The sequence below is a fragment of the uncultured Polaribacter sp. genome (assembly GCF_947500975.1).
Taxonomy (GTDB): domain Bacteria; phylum Bacteroidota; class Bacteroidia; order Flavobacteriales; family Flavobacteriaceae; genus Polaribacter.
In genome coordinates this window covers 216,570-234,538 of the sequence record NZ_CANMUE010000003.1, presented here as the reverse complement: position 1 = coordinate 234,538, position 17,969 = coordinate 216,570, and the positions used below count along the sequence as shown (strand labels likewise).

At 30.0% G+C, this 17,969-nt stretch carries 14 protein-coding genes and 1 tRNA gene; 7 read left to right on the top strand and 8 right to left on the bottom strand.

All coding sequences use genetic code 11. The features are described 5' to 3' along the window. Positions 1-3: 3 nt before the first annotated feature. Both Q0733_RS04820 and trxA read right to left on the bottom strand, forming a co-directional pair. Positions 4-342: a PadR family transcriptional regulator gene (locus Q0733_RS04820; protein WP_298779611.1), complete on the bottom strand. Its 339-nt coding sequence runs from the start codon at positions 340-342 to the stop codon at positions 4-6. A 160-nt stretch (positions 343-502) separates the two neighbouring features. Then, complete coding sequence (gene trxA, locus Q0733_RS04815) at positions 503-862, bottom strand: thioredoxin (protein ID WP_298779608.1); 360 nt, start codon at positions 860-862, stop codon at positions 503-505. Positions 863-1,041: 179 nt separating this feature from the next. Here trxA and Q0733_RS04810 point away from each other — a divergent pair, with 179 nt between their 5' ends. Both Q0733_RS04810 and Q0733_RS04805 read left to right on the top strand, forming a co-directional pair. Next, positions 1,042-3,201: a prolyl oligopeptidase family serine peptidase gene (locus Q0733_RS04810; protein WP_298779920.1), complete on the top strand. Its 2,160-nt coding sequence runs from the start codon at positions 1,042-1,044 to the stop codon at positions 3,199-3,201. A gap of 61 nt (positions 3,202-3,262) precedes the next feature. After that, positions 3,263-5,338, top strand: a complete 2,076-nt coding sequence (locus Q0733_RS04805) for a M13 family metallopeptidase (RefSeq protein WP_298779605.1) — start codon at positions 3,263-3,265, stop codon at positions 5,336-5,338. A gap of 133 nt (positions 5,339-5,471) precedes the next feature. Here the strand turns inward: Q0733_RS04805 and Q0733_RS04800 are convergent. Both Q0733_RS04800 and Q0733_RS04795 read right to left on the bottom strand, forming a co-directional pair. Next, a tRNA-Ile gene (locus Q0733_RS04800) sits at positions 5,472-5,545 on the bottom strand. 60 nt (positions 5,546-5,605) lie between these two features. Further along, on the bottom strand, positions 5,606-6,577 hold the full coding sequence (locus Q0733_RS04795; RefSeq protein ID WP_298779602.1) for a polyprenyl synthetase family protein: 972 nt from the start codon (positions 6,575-6,577) through the stop codon (positions 5,606-5,608). A 128-nt stretch (positions 6,578-6,705) separates the two neighbouring features. Here Q0733_RS04795 and Q0733_RS04790 point away from each other — a divergent pair, with 128 nt between their 5' ends. The 5 genes from Q0733_RS04790 (at position 6,706) to Q0733_RS04770 (ending at position 13,950) form a co-directional block, all read left to right on the top strand. After that, a complete protein-coding gene (locus Q0733_RS04790; protein ID WP_298779599.1) occupies positions 6,706-7,302 on the top strand; it encodes a TetR/AcrR family transcriptional regulator in 597 nt (198 codons plus the stop codon). Further along, entirely contained in the window at positions 7,303-8,634 is a 1,332-nt protein-coding gene (locus tag Q0733_RS04785) for a TolC family protein (RefSeq protein WP_298779597.1), read from the top strand. Between the two features lie 11 nt (positions 8,635-8,645). After that, on the top strand, positions 8,646-9,821 hold the full coding sequence (locus Q0733_RS04780) for an efflux RND transporter periplasmic adaptor subunit (RefSeq protein WP_298779594.1): 1,176 nt from the start codon (positions 8,646-8,648) through the stop codon (positions 9,819-9,821). Between the two features lie 4 nt (positions 9,822-9,825). Next, on the top strand, positions 9,826-13,362 hold the full coding sequence (locus Q0733_RS04775) for an efflux RND transporter permease subunit (protein ID WP_298779591.1): 3,537 nt from the start codon (positions 9,826-9,828) through the stop codon (positions 13,360-13,362). 96 nt (positions 13,363-13,458) lie between these two features. Continuing rightward, positions 13,459-13,950 (top strand): regulatory protein RecX, encoded by a 492-nt coding sequence (locus Q0733_RS04770; RefSeq protein WP_298779588.1) that lies wholly within the window; start codon positions 13,459-13,461, stop codon positions 13,948-13,950. Between the two features lie 35 nt (positions 13,951-13,985). On the opposite strand, the gene pyk is transcribed toward Q0733_RS04770, so the two are convergent. The 4 genes from pyk to fabF all read right to left on the bottom strand — a co-directional run bounded on the left by pyk (position 13,986) and on the right by fabF (position 17,965). After that, the gene (gene pyk, locus Q0733_RS04765; RefSeq protein ID WP_298779585.1) at positions 13,986-15,413 is read right to left on the bottom strand and encodes a pyruvate kinase; all 1,428 of its coding nucleotides are present in this window, start codon (positions 15,411-15,413) and stop codon (positions 13,986-13,988) included. A gap of 2 nt (positions 15,414-15,415) precedes the next feature. Continuing rightward, positions 15,416-15,886: an IPExxxVDY family protein gene (locus tag Q0733_RS04760; RefSeq protein WP_298779583.1), complete on the bottom strand. Its 471-nt coding sequence runs from the start codon at positions 15,884-15,886 to the stop codon at positions 15,416-15,418. Between the two features lie 82 nt (positions 15,887-15,968). Next, on the bottom strand, positions 15,969-16,706 hold the full coding sequence (gene rnc / locus Q0733_RS04755; RefSeq protein ID WP_298779580.1) for a ribonuclease III: 738 nt from the start codon (positions 16,704-16,706) through the stop codon (positions 15,969-15,971). Between the two features lie 5 nt (positions 16,707-16,711). Further along, complete coding sequence (gene fabF, locus Q0733_RS04750) at positions 16,712-17,965, bottom strand: beta-ketoacyl-ACP synthase II (RefSeq protein ID WP_298779577.1); 1,254 nt, start codon at positions 17,963-17,965, stop codon at positions 16,712-16,714. Between the last annotated feature and the right edge of the window lie 4 nt (positions 17,966-17,969).

Genomic DNA, 17,969 nt, shown 5'->3' with positions numbered 1-17,969 from the left:
ACTTTACTCCAAACTAAATTTAGGGTTCACCAAATGTTGCATCGTTTTTAAAAACTCTTGCATTTCTGCTAATTTATTCGCAGTTTCTTTGGTGCCATTTTCAGTCAACTTATAATATTTACGTAAACGGTTTCCAACTTTTGCAACCTCAACATCTAATAAACCATCTGCTTCTAATTTATGTAAAGCTGGGTACAAAGCACCTTCTGTAATTTTTAATTCGCCTTTGGTAAGTTCTTTTACTTTTTGTGTAATTTCATACCCGTACATTTTATCATTACTTTCTAATAACTTTAAAATAATGGTTTGTAAAGAACCTTTGTATAGTTTTTGATTTCCCATGTTTTTTTTAAATAAATAATCGATTATATGTTTGTACGAAACGCATCAAATATACATAATTTTCTTATGTATAAAATACTTATGTATATTTTTTAGATAAAAAAATCCTGAAAAATTAATTTCAGGATTCTTTTTATTGTTCTTTAATAAGTATTAAGTACTATTTTTCTACCTTTAAAACATCTGCAATTATGCGTTCTAATTCTGCTTTTGGTAAAGCTCCATTTGCCATTTGTGGCTGACCCTCTGCAGGACAAAACAACATTGACGGAATGCTTCTAATACCAAATGCAGCAGATAATTCTTGTTCTGCTTCAGTATCAATTTTATAAATATCTATTTTACCTTCATACTCATCAGACAATTGCTCTAAAACAGGCGCTAAAGACTTACAAGGTCCGCACCAATCTGCATAAAAATCTATTAATGCTGGTTTGTTGCCTTCAAAAGACCATTCTTTGTTTTTTTCAAAATTAAAAACCTTTTCTAAAAAGGTAGCTTTAGTTAAATTTTCTGTCATTATTTAAAATTTATTTTACTGAATTTATTTCAGCATCATTATGTAAAAATAGTCGTATAATTTTTTAAAAATTACGTTTTACTTACAATTCTCAAATTCAAACGTTAAAAAATGTTAAAATACTATAAATATGTAAGATAACTGTTAATTTTGAGAGCATAACCAAAGTTCTTTTTATGATGTACAAACAAATAATTATTCCAATTCTTTTTGCAAGTTTAGTTTTCACTTCTTGTAAAGAAGAAGTAAAACAAAGAAATATTAACGTGAATTACCCAGAAACCACAAAAAAACCAGTAATAGATACTATTTTTGGAACAACAGTAACTGACAATTATAGATGGTTAGAAGATGATAAAAGTGAAGAAACTGAAACTTGGGTAAAAGCTGAAAACGAAGTTACTTTCGATTATTTGAGTAAAATTCCATACAGAGAACAATTAAAAAACAGATTAACAGAACTTTGGAATTATGAAAAAGTAGGAAGACCTTTTATAGAAGGAGATTACACATATTTTTATAAAAATGATGGTTTGCAAAATCAATATGTAGTTTATCGTAAAAAAGACAATACAGAACCTGAAGTTTTTTTAGATCCAAATACTTTTTCAGATGATGCAACTACTTCTTTGGGTTCTTTAAGTTTTTCTGAAAATGGTAAAACAGCTGCGTATTCAATTTCCGAAGGAGGTTCTGATTGGAGAAAAATTATTGTGCTAGATGCCCAATCTAAAACCGTTAAAGAAGATACTTTAGTTGATGTAAAATTCTCTGGAATTTCTTGGTACAAAAACGAAGGTTTTTATTACTCTAGTTATGATAAACCTAAAGGAAGTGAATTATCTGCAAAAACAGACCAACACAAATTATACTATCATAAATTAGGAACTTCTCAAAAAGAAGACAAAGTTATTTTTGGCGGAATTCCATCAGAAAAACACAGATATGTTGGTGGTTATTTAACAGATGACAACCGTTATTTAATTATTACAGCATCTGTTTCCACATCAGGTAATAAATTATATATCAAAGATTTATCAAAAGAAAACAGCCCTTTAATTACAATATTAGATGATGTAAAAAGCGATTCTTATGTAATTGATAATAGAGGTAGTAAATTATATTTAGTTACCAATTTAAATGCACCAAATCAAAAAATAGTAACAGTAGATGCTGCCAATCCTACAAAAGAAAACTGGAAAGATTTTATTCCAGAAACAGAAAATGTTTTAAGCCCTTCAACTGGCGCTGGTTATTTCTTTGCAGAATATATGGTTGATGCTGTTTCTAAAGTTTTACAATACGATTTTGATGGCAATTTAATTAGAGAAGTAAAATTACCAGGAGTAGGTTCTGCTAATGGTTTTGGCGGAAAAACAGACGCTACAGAATTGTATTTTTCTTTTACAAATTATAGCACTCCTGGATCTTTGTATAAATTAAACCCAAAAGACGGATCGTATATTTCTTATTGGAAACCTTCTATTGCATTTAATGCTGATGATTATGAAAGCAAACAAGTTTTTTACAATTCTAAAGATGGCACAAAAATTCCAATGATTATCACGCATAAAAAAGGTATAGAATTGAATGGAAAAAATCCAACCATTTTATATGGCTATGGTGGTTTTAATGTAAGCTTAACACCTAGTTTTAGAATTACAAATGCTGTTTGGATGGAGCAAGGTGGTGTTTACGCTGTGCCTAATTTACGTGGAGGTGGAGAGTATGGAAAAAAATGGCACGATGCAGGAACACAACTAAAAAAACAAAATGTTTTTGACGATTTTATTGCTGCAGCAGAATATTTAATTGAAAATAATTACACATCATCCAATTATTTAGCTATAAGCGGTGGCTCTAATGGAGGTTTATTAGTGGGCGCAACAATGACACAAAGACCAGATTTAATGAAGGTTGCTTTGCCGGCAGTTGGTGTTCTAGACATGTTGCGTTATCATACTTTTACTGCTGGCGCAGGATGGGCTTACGATTATGGAACTGCAGATGACAGCAAAGAAATGTTTATTTATTTAAAAGGATATTCGCCAGTACACAATGTAAAAGAAGGTGTTCAATATCCTGCAACATTGGTTACTACAGGAGATCATGATGATAGAGTTGTACCTGCACATAGTTTTAAATTTGCTGCAGAATTACAAGACAAACAATCAGGAAATAATCCTACATTAATAAGAATTGAAACCAATGCTGGTCATGGAGCAGGAACTCCAGTTTCAAAAACCATTGAGCAATATTCAGATATTTTTGGATTTACGTTATATAATATGGGGTATAATCAATTACCAAATCCGCCTAAAAGTAAAATCAAATCTTAATTTTGTAACAAATCATTACTTTCTAACACTAATCAGTCAAATCATTTTAAACTAAACAACAATGAAAACCCTTAAAAAAGTATTTTTTGTCTCTGCAATAGCCTCTTTAGGTTTGGTTGCTTGCAAACAAGAAAAAACTGAAGAAAAAGCTCCAGGAATTGCACTAGAAAACATGGATAAAACTGTAAAACCTACAGATGATTTTTTTAGACATGTAAACGGAACATGGTTAGATAAAACAGAAATTCCAGACGATCAAACTTCTTGGGGAGGTTTTAATCAACTTCGTAAAAAAACAGATGCAGATGTTTTAACTATCTTAAACAAAGCTATTGAAGAAAGGGATTTTCCAAAAGTAAAAGACGCTCAAGGAAATGAGATAGATTCAGACCAAGAAAAAGCAGTAAACTATTACGAAAGTATTATGGACACTGTTTCTAGAGATAAACAAGGCAAAACTCCAGTAATGCCTTTTCTTTCAAAAATTGATGAACTAATAACAAAAAAAGACATTGAAAATTATATTACAAACATGGCGCCTTATGGAGGCGGTGGATTGTATGGCTTTGGTGTTTTTAATGATTTAAAAAACAGTAGTGTTAATGCAGGTTATATGTTTCCTGGCGGATTAGGTTTGTCTAGAGATTATTATGTAGATGATAAAGTAAAAGATAAACTAGAAAAATATGAAGAATTTGTAGCAAAAATGTTACAAGAATTTGGTGATGATGAAGCAGCTGCTAAAAAAAATGCGGCTACAATAGTTGCTTTTGAAGCTAGCTTGGCGGCACCAATGATGACCAAAGAAGAAAGTAGAGATACTCGTAAAATGTACAATCCAATGAGCGTAGCAGAACTTACTAAATTGGCTCCTGCTATTGATTGGAAAGCGCATTTAACAGGAATTGGTGTAAAAGATATTGATAGAGTTATTGTTACAGATCCTGGCTATTTTAAAGCCATGAACAACATTTTTAAAACAAGTTCTGTAAAAGATATTAAACTATTATTACGTTGGAATACAATTAATACTTCTTTAAGCCTATTATCTACAGATTTAGAAAAAGCTAATTGGGAGTTTTATAGTAAAGAAATGCGTGGAGCAAAAGCACAGCGCCCAAGAGATGAACGTGCTCTAAGTAACTTAAATGGTGCTGTTGGTGAAGCGTTGGGTAAATTATACGTAGATGCTAAATTTCCGCCAGAAGCTAAAAAGAAAGCCAAAGAAATGATTGATAATGTAATGCTAGGTTTCGAAAAACGTATTGCACAATTACCTTGGATGAGTGAGGAAACAAAAGAAAAATCTTTAGAAAAATTACACAAATTAACTGTAAAAATTGCCTATCCAGATAAATGGAAAGACTACTCTGAATTACAAGTTAAAGGATTAAAAGAAGGAGGTACATATTTTGAAAATGCTATTAACGTTACAAAATGGAACTATGATAAAAATATGGCTAAATTAGGTAAAGAAGTAGACAGAACAGAGTGGGGAATGTCTCCACAAACAGTAAATGCTTACTTTAATCCTGTAAATAACGAGATTGTTTTTCCTGCTGCAATTTTACAACCTCCATTTTATGATTACAAAGCTGATGAAGCTGTAAATTATGGAGGAATTGGCGCTGTAATTGGTCATGAAATATCTCATAGTTTTGATGATTCTGGATCTCGTTTTGATGGTGATGGTAACTTAAAAAACTGGTGGACAGATGAAGACTCAGAAAAGTTTAAAGAAGTAGGTAGTAAACTTATAAAACAATATAGTGATATTGTAGCTATAGATAGCTTACACTTAAATGGCGAATATACATTAGGTGAAAACATTGGAGATTTAGGTGGTGTACAAGCTGCGTATGAAGGTTTACAAATCTTTTTAAACAAAAATGGTCGTCCAGCTGATATAGATGGTTACACTCCAGAGCAACGTTTTTTCCTTTCTTGGGGAACAATCTGGAGAACCAAAATGCGAGATGAAGCTTTAAAAAACTTAATTATGACCAATACACATGCACCTGGAATGTATAGAGCTTATATGCCTTTAAAAAACGTAGACGCTTTTTACAAAGCTTTTAATGTAAAAGAAGGTGATAAAATGTATTTAAAACCAGAAGATAGAGTAAGAATTTGGTAATGTGTCTTAAACTTATTCTGTTATGGTTCTAATCTACCAAATTGTAAAAAATTAAAACCAATGCTTTCGCATTGGTTTTTTTATTGGGCACAAAAAAAGCCTTTCAATTTCTTGAAAGGCTATAAATTATTTGTGGTCCCACGAGGACTCGAACCTCGGACCACCTGATTATGAGTCAGGTGCTCTAACCAACTGAGCTATAGGACCTATAATTTAGGCTGCAAATGTACTATTATTTTTAAATAATTTGCAAAAAAAATTAAATAATTATACGGTTCTATTCATTAACCATAAACCAAAACTTTTTAAACTTTCCTTATTAGCCTCAGTAATATCCATATAAGATAAAGTATCGAAAGATTTTTGTGTATAATATTCTATTAATTCTTTTACAAAACTTGGAATATCGTTTTGCTCAAAAATTCTAGTTACTTCAGCAATTTTTATTGAATTATCTTCTAATTTCTGGTTATAAAAAAACTGTAACTTATTTTTATCTTCTGTATTTGCAACCTCTAAAGCTTTAAGGTATAAATATGTTTTTTTATTTTCAATAATATCTCCAGCAATTTGTTTTCCAAAAGTTTCAGGATCTCCAAAAGTATCTAAATAATCATCTTGTAACTGAAAAGCCAATCCTAGGTTCAATCCAAAATCATAAATTAAGTCGGCATTTTTAGCATCAGTTTCTGCTACAATTGCTCCCATTTTTAATGCTGCCGCAACCAAAACAGATGTTTTTAAACGAATCATATTAATATATTCATCAATAGTAACATCATTTCTAGTTTCAAAATCGACATCTAATTGTTGCCCATCACAAACTTCTAAAGCAGTTTTACTGAATAATTTTGCCAGTTTTTGAAAAACAATTGGCTCATAGTTTTCAAAATATTGATAGGCTAAAATGAGCATAACATCACCTGAAAGAATACCTCTGTTCAAATCCCATTTTTCATGTACAGTTTGCTTACCTCTTCGTAAAGGAGCATCATCCATAATATCATCATGTACCAATGTAAAATTATGAAAAACCTCAACAGCCAAAGCTGCTGGCATTGCTTTTTTATAATTATCAGAAAAAATATCTGCAGCCATCAATGTTAAAATTGGGCGTATTCTTTTACCACCTAATTGTAAAATATAATCTACAGGTTCATATAAGTTTTTAGGCTCTTTAATCCAGTTTTTAGATTTCAAATAATCTAAAAATTCTTGTTGATAATGTAAAATGTCCAAATCTGTATTTTTTTGTAAAAATAATGTAAAGAATTTCTTCTTTTAAAGGTAAATGCTAAAAAAAATACTAAAACTTTGGAAACTTTTTTTGTTTTTAAAGTTTCCTTACGTATTTTTGCAATCGAAAGATGAAAGAAAAAATTATAGAAAAGGCAAGTGAATTATTCTTAAAACTAGGTTTTAAGAGTGTAACCATGGATGATATTGCAAATGATTTAGGCATTTCTAAAAAAACTTTATACAAATATTTTAGTAACAAAGTTTCATTGGTTGAAGACACTATAACAACTATGCATGATTCATGTTTTATGGTTATAAACATGATTATAAATCAAAATTTTAATGCAATAAAAGAGAATTTTGAAGTTAAAAAAATGTTTAAAGAAATGTTTCAAAACGCATCTTCCTCGCCTATTTATCAGTTAAAAAAATATTACCCAAAAATTCATCAAAAAACAATGCAAAAAGAAATTGTAATGTTTTCTGAATGTTTGAAAAATAACTTAACAAAAGGCATAGAAGAAGGTTTTTATAGAAGTGATATTAATATAGAATCTGCAACACAATTTTATTTTACATTAGTTTTCAGTGTTCATGAAAATACGGTAGAAAATCATAAAATTCCAAAATTAGAACAAGAGGCTTTAGTGTATCATACAAGAGCAATTGCCACAGAAAAAGGATTAAAAGAGTTAGAAAATCAATTAAAAAACAATCAGTTATAAATGAAAAAGTATATATACATAATTTGTTTTTTTGTTTTTACATGTACTGTAAAAGCGCAAGAAAAAACAATAGAACTTTCTTTAAACGAAGCAGTAAAATACGCACTAAAAAATAGCTATAACACCAAAGTTGCAGCTAATGATATTAAAGCTGCAAAAAAAGTAAAATGGGAAACAACAACTATTGGTTTACCTCAAATAAGTGCTAGTGTAGATTATCAAAATTGGTTAAAACAACAAGTAACAATCTTAGATTTTGATGGTGATGGAATAAATGAACCGTTTGTTTTTGGTACAAAACAGAACTTAAATGCAACTGCAACTTTAACTCAATTATTATTTGATGGCTCTTATTTAGTAGGTTTAGAATCTGCTAAAACCTATTTACAAATTTCTGAACAAGCTAAAGAAAAAACAGCATTAACTACAAGAGAAACTGTAATTAACGCTTATGGAAATGTTTTAGTAATTGAAAAAAACATAGAAATTTTAGAAAGAAATAAAGAAGTTAATGATAGAATTCTAAAAAGTGCAAAAATTGGATATGAAAATGGTTTATCTGAATTGGAAGATGTAGAACAGTTTGAAATTATTAAAGGAAACATCAACAACAACATTAAAGCATCTAAAAGATTAAAAGACATTGCTTACAAATTATTAAATATTTCTTTAGGAAATAATATCAACACAAAACTTATTTTAACAGATACTTTAGATGGTTTAATTTTAACAAATACAGATTTAAATTTACTTGGTGGAAATTTTGTTTTAGACAACCATATAGATTTTAAAATTGCAAAAAACGATAGAAGAAGCAAACATCTTTTAATGAGGCTAGAACAAAGTAAAGCTTTACCAAGTTTAAGTGCATATTTAAATTATGGTACAACTGCAAACTCTAATACATTTACTTTTTTTAACAGTGATCAAGAGTGGTTTAATTCTTCTCTTTTTGGCGTAAGTTTAAATATACCCATTTTTAGTAGCTTTAAAAGAAGTGCAAGAACTGCACAAGCAAAAATTGCTTTAGAAACTGCAGACATCCGTTTAGAGGAAACAAAACAACGTTTAAGTTTAGCAGCAGAAAATGCAAAAAGCGATTATCAATTAAGTATCGATAATTATCAAACTGCAAAGAAAAATTTAAACTTAGCTGAAAGAATTGAAAAGAAACAACAAGTAAAATTTGATGAAGGTTTAACAACAAATTTCGATTTATTACAAGCTCAAAACCAGTTATACACACAACAAACTGCATACACACAAGCAATGTTAAATATTATTGCAACAAAAGCAGCTTTAGAAAACGCATTAAATATTCCAATAAAATAATTAAACAAGAGATGAAAAAAATATATTCACTAATACTAGTAACACTAATTTTATTTTCTTGTGGAGATAAAAAAGTACAAACTGTAGATGAAGTTTTAGCAACAAATGATATTGCTCAAATAAAATCTAAAAAAGCAGAAATTGATGCAAAACAACAAGCATTATCTTCTGACTTAAAAAAAATAAACGATAAATTAGATAATTTAGACGAAAACAAAAACATACCATTAATTACAACTTTTGCAGTAAAAGAAGAAGTTTTCACTCATTTTATTGAACTACAAGGTAATGTGCAAACAAAACAAAATGTTTTGGTATATCCAGAAATGCAAGGAATTTTAGAAAGTGTTTTTGTAAAAGAAGGGCAAAAAGTTAGTAAAGGTCAAGTTTTAGCAAAAATTAACGATGGAGGTTTATCTCAACAATTAGCACAATTAAAAATAAATGCACAATTAGCAAAAACAACGTTTGAGCGTCAACAAAGATTGTGGAATCAAAAAATTGGGTCAGAAATTCAGTTTTTACAAGCCAAAGCAACTTATGAAACTCAAAATAGCGCCGTAAACCAATTAAAAAGCCAGTTAGGTAAAGCTACCATTAGAGCTCCTTTTTCTGGAATTATTGATGATGTTTTTAAAGAAAAAGGAACTGTTGTTGCTCCAGGAATGGGAGCAGAAATTTTTAGAATTGTAAACCTATCTAACATGTATATTGAAACTGAAGTACCAGAAAATTACATTGGTAGTATCACAAAAAACAAATCTGTAGAAGTAAATTTTCCTATTCTTGGAGAAACTGTAGCTTCTAAAATTAGACAAGTTGGTAATTTTATCAACCCTAGTAATAGATCTTTTAAAATTGAAATTGGTGTTCCTAATTTAAAAGGAAAAGTAAAACCAAACTTAACAGCAAGGTTAAAATTGAACGATTATACAAATGAAAATGCCATTTTAATTCCACAAAGTATCATATCAGAAAATGCAAATGGAGAGCAGTTTATTTATATCGTAAAAAATAAAAAAGACAATAATGAAGCTCTTGCAGAAAGACTAATCATTGAAACAGGAAAAACGCAAGGAGACTTTATAGAAGTTACTAAAAACCTTGCTACAGATGCAGAAATAATTGTAGAAGGAGCAAGAAGTGTTAATAATGGTCAGGTTGTAAAAGTGATCAATAAAAAGTAGAAAAATGGCTAAGAAAAACAAACAAGTAGATAAAGAATTTAAACTTTCTTCTTGGGCAATAAATAATAAAACTACTATTTATGTCTTAATGTTTTTAATTCTTTATTTAGGAATTTCGGCATATTTTACCATGCCTAGAGAAAATTTTCCTGAAATAAATGAAACCAAAATTTACATTAGCTCTGTATATCCAGGAAATACTGCAGAAGATATTGAAAAACTGATTACAAACCCATTAGAAGACAAACTAAAATCGGTAAGTAATGTTGTTAAAATTACATCAACATCTCAAGAAGATTATTCTATTATTACTGTAGAATTTGATGAAAGCATTGATGTAAATAAAGCAAAGCAGAAAGTAAAAGACGAAATAGATCAAGAAACAGCTGGTGAAGATTGGCCAACTTTTAATGGAGCAAAAGTTACCCCTAATATTTTTGAGCTAAGTATGTCTGAAGAAATTCCGATTTTAAATATCAATATTTCTGGAAATTACCCAGTTGCAAAACTAAAAGAATATGGAGAGTATTTACAAGATGAAATTGAAGATTTAACCGAAATTAAAAAAGTAGATATTCGTGGAGCTCAAGACAAAGAAATTGAAGTTGCAGTAGATATTTACAAAATGATGGCTGCAAAAGTAAGTTTTGATGATATTACAAATGCCATCAATCGAGGTAATGTTACTATGTCTGCTGGTAATTTTATTACAAGCCAGCAGAGAAGAACCATTAGAATTATTGGAGAAATTGATAAACCTTCAGATTTAGGAGATTTTGTTATCAAATCAGAAAACCAAAACCCTATTTACTTAAAAGATGTAGCTCAAATTTATTTTAAAGATAAAGACAAAACAACGTACGCAAGAGAAAATGGTGAAGCAGTTGTAATGCTAGATGTTAAGAAAAGATCTGGCGAAAACATGGTTGCCGCTGCTGATAAAATTGGTGTAATTGTAGCAGATGCTAAAAAAGATTATTTTCCTTCAGATTTAGGAGTTACCATTACTAATGATCAATCTCCAAAAACAATTGGTCAAGTAGACGATTTGGTAAATAACATCATTTTTGGTGTTATTTTAGTAGTTATTGTTTTAATGTTTTTCTTAGGATTTAAAAATGCAATTTTCGTTGGTTTTGCAATACCAATGTCTATGTTTATGTCGCTAATGATATTAGGGGCAATGGGTTACACCTTAAACACTATGGTGCTTTTTGGTTTAATTATGGGACTTGGAATGTTAGTTGATAATGGAATTGTGGTTGTAGAAAACGTGTATCGTTTAATGGATGAAGAAGGGATGACTAGAGTTGAAGCCGCCAAAAAAGGGATTGGAGAAATTGCTTTTCCTATTATCATTTCTACTGCAACAACAGTTGCTGCCTTTATTCCTTTAGGTCTTTGGCCAGGAATAATGGGGCAATTTATGGTTATTTTACCTATTACTTTATCTATTGTTTTAGGTTCGTCTTTATTTGTAGCAATTTTCTTTAACTCTGTTTTGGTTTCTCAATTTATGAGTACAGAAGATAAAGATATGCCGTTAAAAAGCATTATTAAATTAACCAGTATTATGGCTGTTGTTGGTTTGTTAATTTTCTTTTTTGGAGGAACATACAATGCCCTAGGAACTTTAATTTTATTCACAGCGATTATGCTATGGGTATATAGATTAGTGTTAAGAAAAGCTGCAAATTACTTTCAGAAAAATACTTTAGTTATACTAGAAAACTGGTATGGAAAACAATTAAAAAGAGCTCTTTCTGGTTGGACTCCTTATGTTTTAGTAATAGGAACTTTTATTTTATTATTTGTTGCATTTGCAGGTTTTGGTTGGTCTGTTGGAGAGCAAAGAACAAAAATTGAATTTTTTCCTGATAATAAACCAAATCAAATTATTGTTTATATAGAATATCCTGAAGGAACAGATATTGAGAAAACAAACCAAATTACCAAAGAGATAGAACAGAAAGTTACTGGCGTTTTAAACCAAGATATGTACACAGATAATGGGTATAATTTTATGGTAGAAAGCACCGTTTCTCAAGTTGGTGAAGGAGCAGGAAATCCGCAAACAGATGGAGGTTCATCTGCAGAAATGCCACACAAAGGTAAAATTACTGCTTCTATGCGTGAATATAAATACAGACGAGGAGAAGACAGTGAAATTTTACGTCAAAAAGTACAAGCTGCCCTTGTTGGTATTTATCCTGGGGTTTTAATTTCGGTAGAAAAAGATGCAAATGGACCTCCTGTAGGACCTCCAATTAACATCGAATTGAATGGAGAAGATTATGAAGAATTAATTTTTACAGCTGAAAGAATGCGCGATTATTTAAACACGCAAAGTATTTCTGGTGTTGATGAATTAAAAATTGATGTAAACAAATCTAAACCTGGAATGCAGGTTTTAGTTGATCGTAAAAAAGCAGGGGAATTAGGCGTTAGCACAGGGCAAGTTGGTCAACAATTAAGAGCTGCCGTTTTTGGAAATAAAGCAGGAATTTATAAAGAAAATGGTGAGGATTATGATATTTACGTTCGTTTTAATAAAGACCATAGATATGATAAAAGTGCTGTTTTTAATCAGAAAATAACATTTAGAGATCAAGCTACTGGTAAAATAAAAGAAATTCCTGTTTCTGCAGTAGCCTCTCAAACCAATAGTTCTGGTTTTAGCGCGATAAAACATAACAATGTAAAAAGAGTTGTAACTATATATTCTGCGCTTTCTCCGGGAGAAACAGATGCAGGTGCTGTGGTAGCAAGAATTCAAAATTCTATGAAGAGTTTTAACAATTTACCAAAAGGAATTAAAATTGATTACACAGGTCAAATTGAAGAACAAAACAAGCAAATGGCTTTTTTAATGGGTGCTTTTTTTACAGGATTAATGTTAATTTTCTTCATTTTGATTTTCCAATTTAACTCGGTTTCTAAACCAGGAATTATCATGTTGGCCATCTTTTTAAGTTTTATTGGTGTCTTTGGAGGATTGGTAATAACAGGTGCTTCTTTTGTAATTATGATGACCATGGTTGGTATAATTTCTTTGGCAGGAATTGTAGTAAATAATGGAGTTGTTCTACTAGATTATGCAGAATTATTAATCAATAGAAGAAAAATTAAAGACGGAATTTCTGAAAAAAATTATTTGCCTTTAGATAGCTTATACGAAACTGTTGTAAAAGCTGGTAAAGCTCGTTTACGCCCTGTTTTATTAACAGCAATTACTACTATTTTAGGGTTAATTCCACTAGCAATTGGTTTAAATATTAACTTTTTTACCTTATTTAGTGAGTTTAACGCGCACATTTATATGGGTGGAGATAATGTTGTTTTCTGGGGGCCTTTAGCAAAAACAGTTATATATGGTTTGCTAATTGCAACTTTCTTAACCTTGATTGTTGTACCTATTTTGTTCTTTTTAATTACCAAGTTTAAAATGAGAATTAAAGGACAATTACCTCATCAACAAGAAAAAAAAGCTGAACTTGTTTTTAATATGGATCAAAGATTGGATGAGAAAAATCAAATCTAATTGATTTTATTCTACAAGATTAGAAATAAACAAAATTTGTTAACTAGAAAAGGGTTGAAATCATAATGATTTCAACCCTTTTTGTATTTTTGGGTAATGTTTGAAAAAAAGAAAAAATCTTTTACGGTTGATGAAATAAAGCGAAAGCTAGAAAACTATTGTGTTTATCAAGATCGATGTCATAAAGAAGTGGAACAAAAAATGAAGGAATTTAATTTAATTCCTGAAGCTAGAGAACTCATTTTGTTAAGCTTAATGAAAGATAATTTTTTAAACGAAGAACGTTTTTCTAAGAGTTTTGCTAGGGGTAAATTCAGAATTAAAAATTGGGGAAAACAACGTATTGTAAGAGAACTAAAGTTTAAAGATATTTCTGCTTACAATATTAAAACAGCTTTAAAAGAAATTGACGATGAAGAATATATTGTTACTATTTATAAAATTACAGAAAACAGAAATGTTGTAATTTCTGAGTCAAATATTTACAAAAGGAAGAAAAAACTGATTGATTTTTTAATGAGAAAAGGTTTTGAAAATAATTTAATTTTCGAAACAGTAAATAATGTTTTACAAAAAAAGTCTTCGTAAAACGAAGACTTTTTTTGTAATTTAAGATTAATAAATTAATCTATTTCTGTTACACGTAATGTATTTACCATTCCTCTAGCCTCTGCTGGCATTGAAGCAAGATTTATAACAATATCTCCAGATTTTATAAAGCCTTTACTTTTTGCTATTCTATTTACATCATCAACAGTATCATCTGTAGATAAATTTTTATCATAATAAAAAGCTCTAACTCCCCATAATAAATTTAATTTTCCTAAAATTCTTTTATCAGTAGAAAAAGCTAAAACGTGTGTTCTTGGTCTCCAAGCAGAAATTTGAAATGCTGTATAACCACTATTTGTTAGTGTAGAAATTGCCGCAGCATTGGTATCATTTGACATTAAAGCTGCGTGATGACAAACAGATTTTGTAATAAATCTATTAGTTCTAATATGTGGCGGTTCAATAGGAACTTTAATCATTCTAGAGTTTTCGACACTTTTAATAATTTCAGTCATTTTTTTAATTACTCTTTCTGGGTGTTTTCCAACAGAAGTTTCTCCAGAAAGCATTACAGCATCTGCTCCATCCATAATAGAATTTGCTACATCATTAACTTCTGCTCTTGTTGGAACAGAGTTTTCAATCATAGTTTCCATCATTTGAGTAGCAATAATTACAGGAATTCTTGCTCTTTTTGCTCTTCTAACTATTTTCTTTTGAATTAACGGAACTTCTTGCATTGGAATTTCAACACCTAAATCTCCACGGGCAACCATTAATCCATCACAATAAGGAATTAAAGCATCTAAATTTTTAACTGCTTCTGGCTTTTCTATTTTTGCAATTACTGGAACTCTGTATTCTGAATGTTCAGCAATCAAATCGCGCAACATTCTTAAATCTTCTGGAGTTCTTACAAAAGATAATGCCATCCAATCTATATCTAATCCTAATGCAAAAACTGCATCTTCTTTATCTTTTTCTGTTAATGCTGGTAAAGATATTGCTGTATTTGGCAAATTCACTCCTTTTTTAGAATTTAAAGGCCCACCAACTATTACATTAACAATAACTTCATTTTCTTTATTTGTTGATACAACTTCAAATAAAAGTTTACCATCATCTACCAATATTTGTTCTCCAGCTTTTACATCTTTTGGAAAACGCTGATAAGTCATAAAAGCTTTTTCTTTTGTACCAATACATTTTTCAGTAGTAAATTTAAAAGTTTGTCCATCTTCTAAAATCACGCCCTCTTCCATAACTCCAACTCTTAATTTTGGACCTTGTAAATCAGCTAAAATGGCAACATTAAACCCATTTTCTTCATTAATCTCTCTTATGGTTTTCACTTTTCTTTTTACATCATCGTAATCTGCATGAGAAAAATTAATTCTAAAAACATTAACCCCAGCTTTAGCTAGCTTTACTAACGTTTCTTTTTTATCTGTAGCTGGTCCTAATGTTGCAACTATTTTTGTTTTACTATTATTTGGCATACTTAAAATATTAAAAAATCTTTCGATTTTAATGTGTTTTTATCAATCAAATAAGATGTTATTACTTGATCTATTTTTTTTATTTTTTCTACAGTTTCAGATACAAAATCATACTGTGCATCTCCAGATATTTTAATAAAAAAATCTACTTTTTTCTTTTCTGGAATTAAATATGTTTTTGTTTCTGATGTTAAAAGCAGTTCATTAGAAACAGTTTGATTTTCTCTTTTAAAACTATTTGCAATTAAAAACCAATCGAAATCATACTTCTTACTCGAGTAGTTAAAAATTGAAAACGATGCTTTTTCTTGCAAAGTTTCAAACTTTAAATTCTCTTTAAATTTATAAAAACCAGTTTGTAAATTCTTATTCAATAAATAAGCTAATTTATAATCTTCTAAAGTAGTATGAATTCCTATTAAAGAATATTCATCTTCAGAAAAATCATCTAAGCCTAAAGAGTGAATTTGCATAAATTATTAACTAATTATAATTTGCTAAATTACTAATAGTTTATGAGTTTTCAGCGGATATTAACGAAAACGTTATCGTAGTTTACCCTATAGATATTTCATTTTGGAAAGTGTAATAAACTCTTTTTGATGCCTGTTCTTCGGCTTTCTTTTTTGATGTTGCTCTACCTTTTGCAATCTGTACTCCATCTATCATAATCTTAACACTAAAGTGTTTTATAGGCTCATTACCAGAGTCTTCATAGGTTTCAAACTTGTATTTTTTCTTTTGTTTTTGGCACCACTCAATTATAACCCCTTTATAACTAGTAATTTTGCCTTCCATTTTTTTAATATCAACATAAGGCACAATAACATTACTATGTATAAATTTTTGGCAAAAGTTATACCCTTTATCTAAATAAATAGCACCAATTAAAGCTTCAAAAATATTGCCATGAATATTTTCTCCAATATTAAATTCATCGATATTACTTTTTACAAAACGAATTAAATTTAAATCTTTACCTAGTTTATTTAAATGCTCTCTACTAACAACTTTAGAGCGCATTTGAGTTAAATAACCTTCTGATCCAGTTGGTACTTTTTTAAATAAATAAGCAGCAATTACAGACCCTAAAATAGAATCTCCTAAGAACTCTAAGCGTTCATAATTAATAGGAATTCCATTTTTATCAATCATTTGCACAGATCTATGTGTAAATGCTTTTTTGTAGTAATTTATTTTTTTTGGAGTAAAATTTAGAAGATTTTTTAATTCGAGCTTTAATTGTTTATTTTCAATAGAAGTTGGGTTTACTATTTTTTGAATAAAGCTCATATAAACTATTCTTCCAGTTTTTTAAAGGCAACACATGCATTATGGCCTCCAAAACCAAAAGTATTACTCATAGCTACTTTAATTTCCCTTTTTTGAGGCTTATTTAAAGTTAAGTTTAATTCTGGGTTTATATTTTCATCAATAGTAGTATGATTTATTGTAGGTGGTACAATACCATGTTTCATGGCTAATATAGAGGCAATAGATTCTACTGCTCCTGCTGCACCTAATAAATGACCTGTCATTGATTTTGTAGAGTTAATATTAATATTCTTGGCATGATCTCCAAAAACTGCTGAAATCGCTTTTAATTCTGCTACATCTCCAAGCGGAGTAGAAGTACCATGTGTATTAATATGATCTACATCTTCTGGTTTAATACCAGCATTTTCTAAACAATTTTTCATTACAGCAATAACTCCAATTCCTTCTGGATGTGGTGCTGTAATATGATGTGCGTCAGATGACATACCTCCACCAATTACTTCTGCATAAATTTTAGCGCCTCTTGCTTTGGCGTGTTCATATTCCTCTAAAACAAGTGCACCAGCTCCTTCTCCTAAAACAAAACCTTCTCTAGTTACATCAAATGGTCTTGAGGCAGTTTCTGGGCTTTCATTTCTTGTTGATAAAGCATGCATAGCATTAAAACCACCAACGCCTGCAACTGTAACGGTGGCCTCACTACCTCCAGTAACAATTACATCGCAATACCCTAGTCTTATATAACTTAGAGCATCTATCATTGCATTTGCAGAAGATGCACAAGCAGAAACCGTTGTATAATTTGGTCCCATAAAACCATGTTTTATAGAAATGTTTCCAGGTGCAATATCTGCAATCATTTTTGGAATAAAGAAAGGATTAAATTTTGGTGTTCCATCACCTTTGGCAAAGTTTAAAACTTCTGTCTGTAAGGTTTCTAAACCACCAATTCCTGCACCCCAGATAACACCTACTCGTAATTTATTAATGGTATCTAAATCTAAATTCGAATCTGCAATTGCTTCATCTGAAGCTACCATTGCATATTGCGCAAATTTATCCATTTTACGAGCATCCTTTCTATTGATAAAATCTGTAGGATTAAAGTTTTTTACTTCACAAGCAAAACGAGTTTTGGACTTGGAAGCGTCAAAATGCGTTATAGGAGCAGCTCCGCTAACTCCGTTAACTAATGCGTTCCAATATTCTTCAATATTGTTTCCTATTGGCGTTAATGCTCCAAGTCCAGTTACTACTACTCGTTTTAATTGCATATAA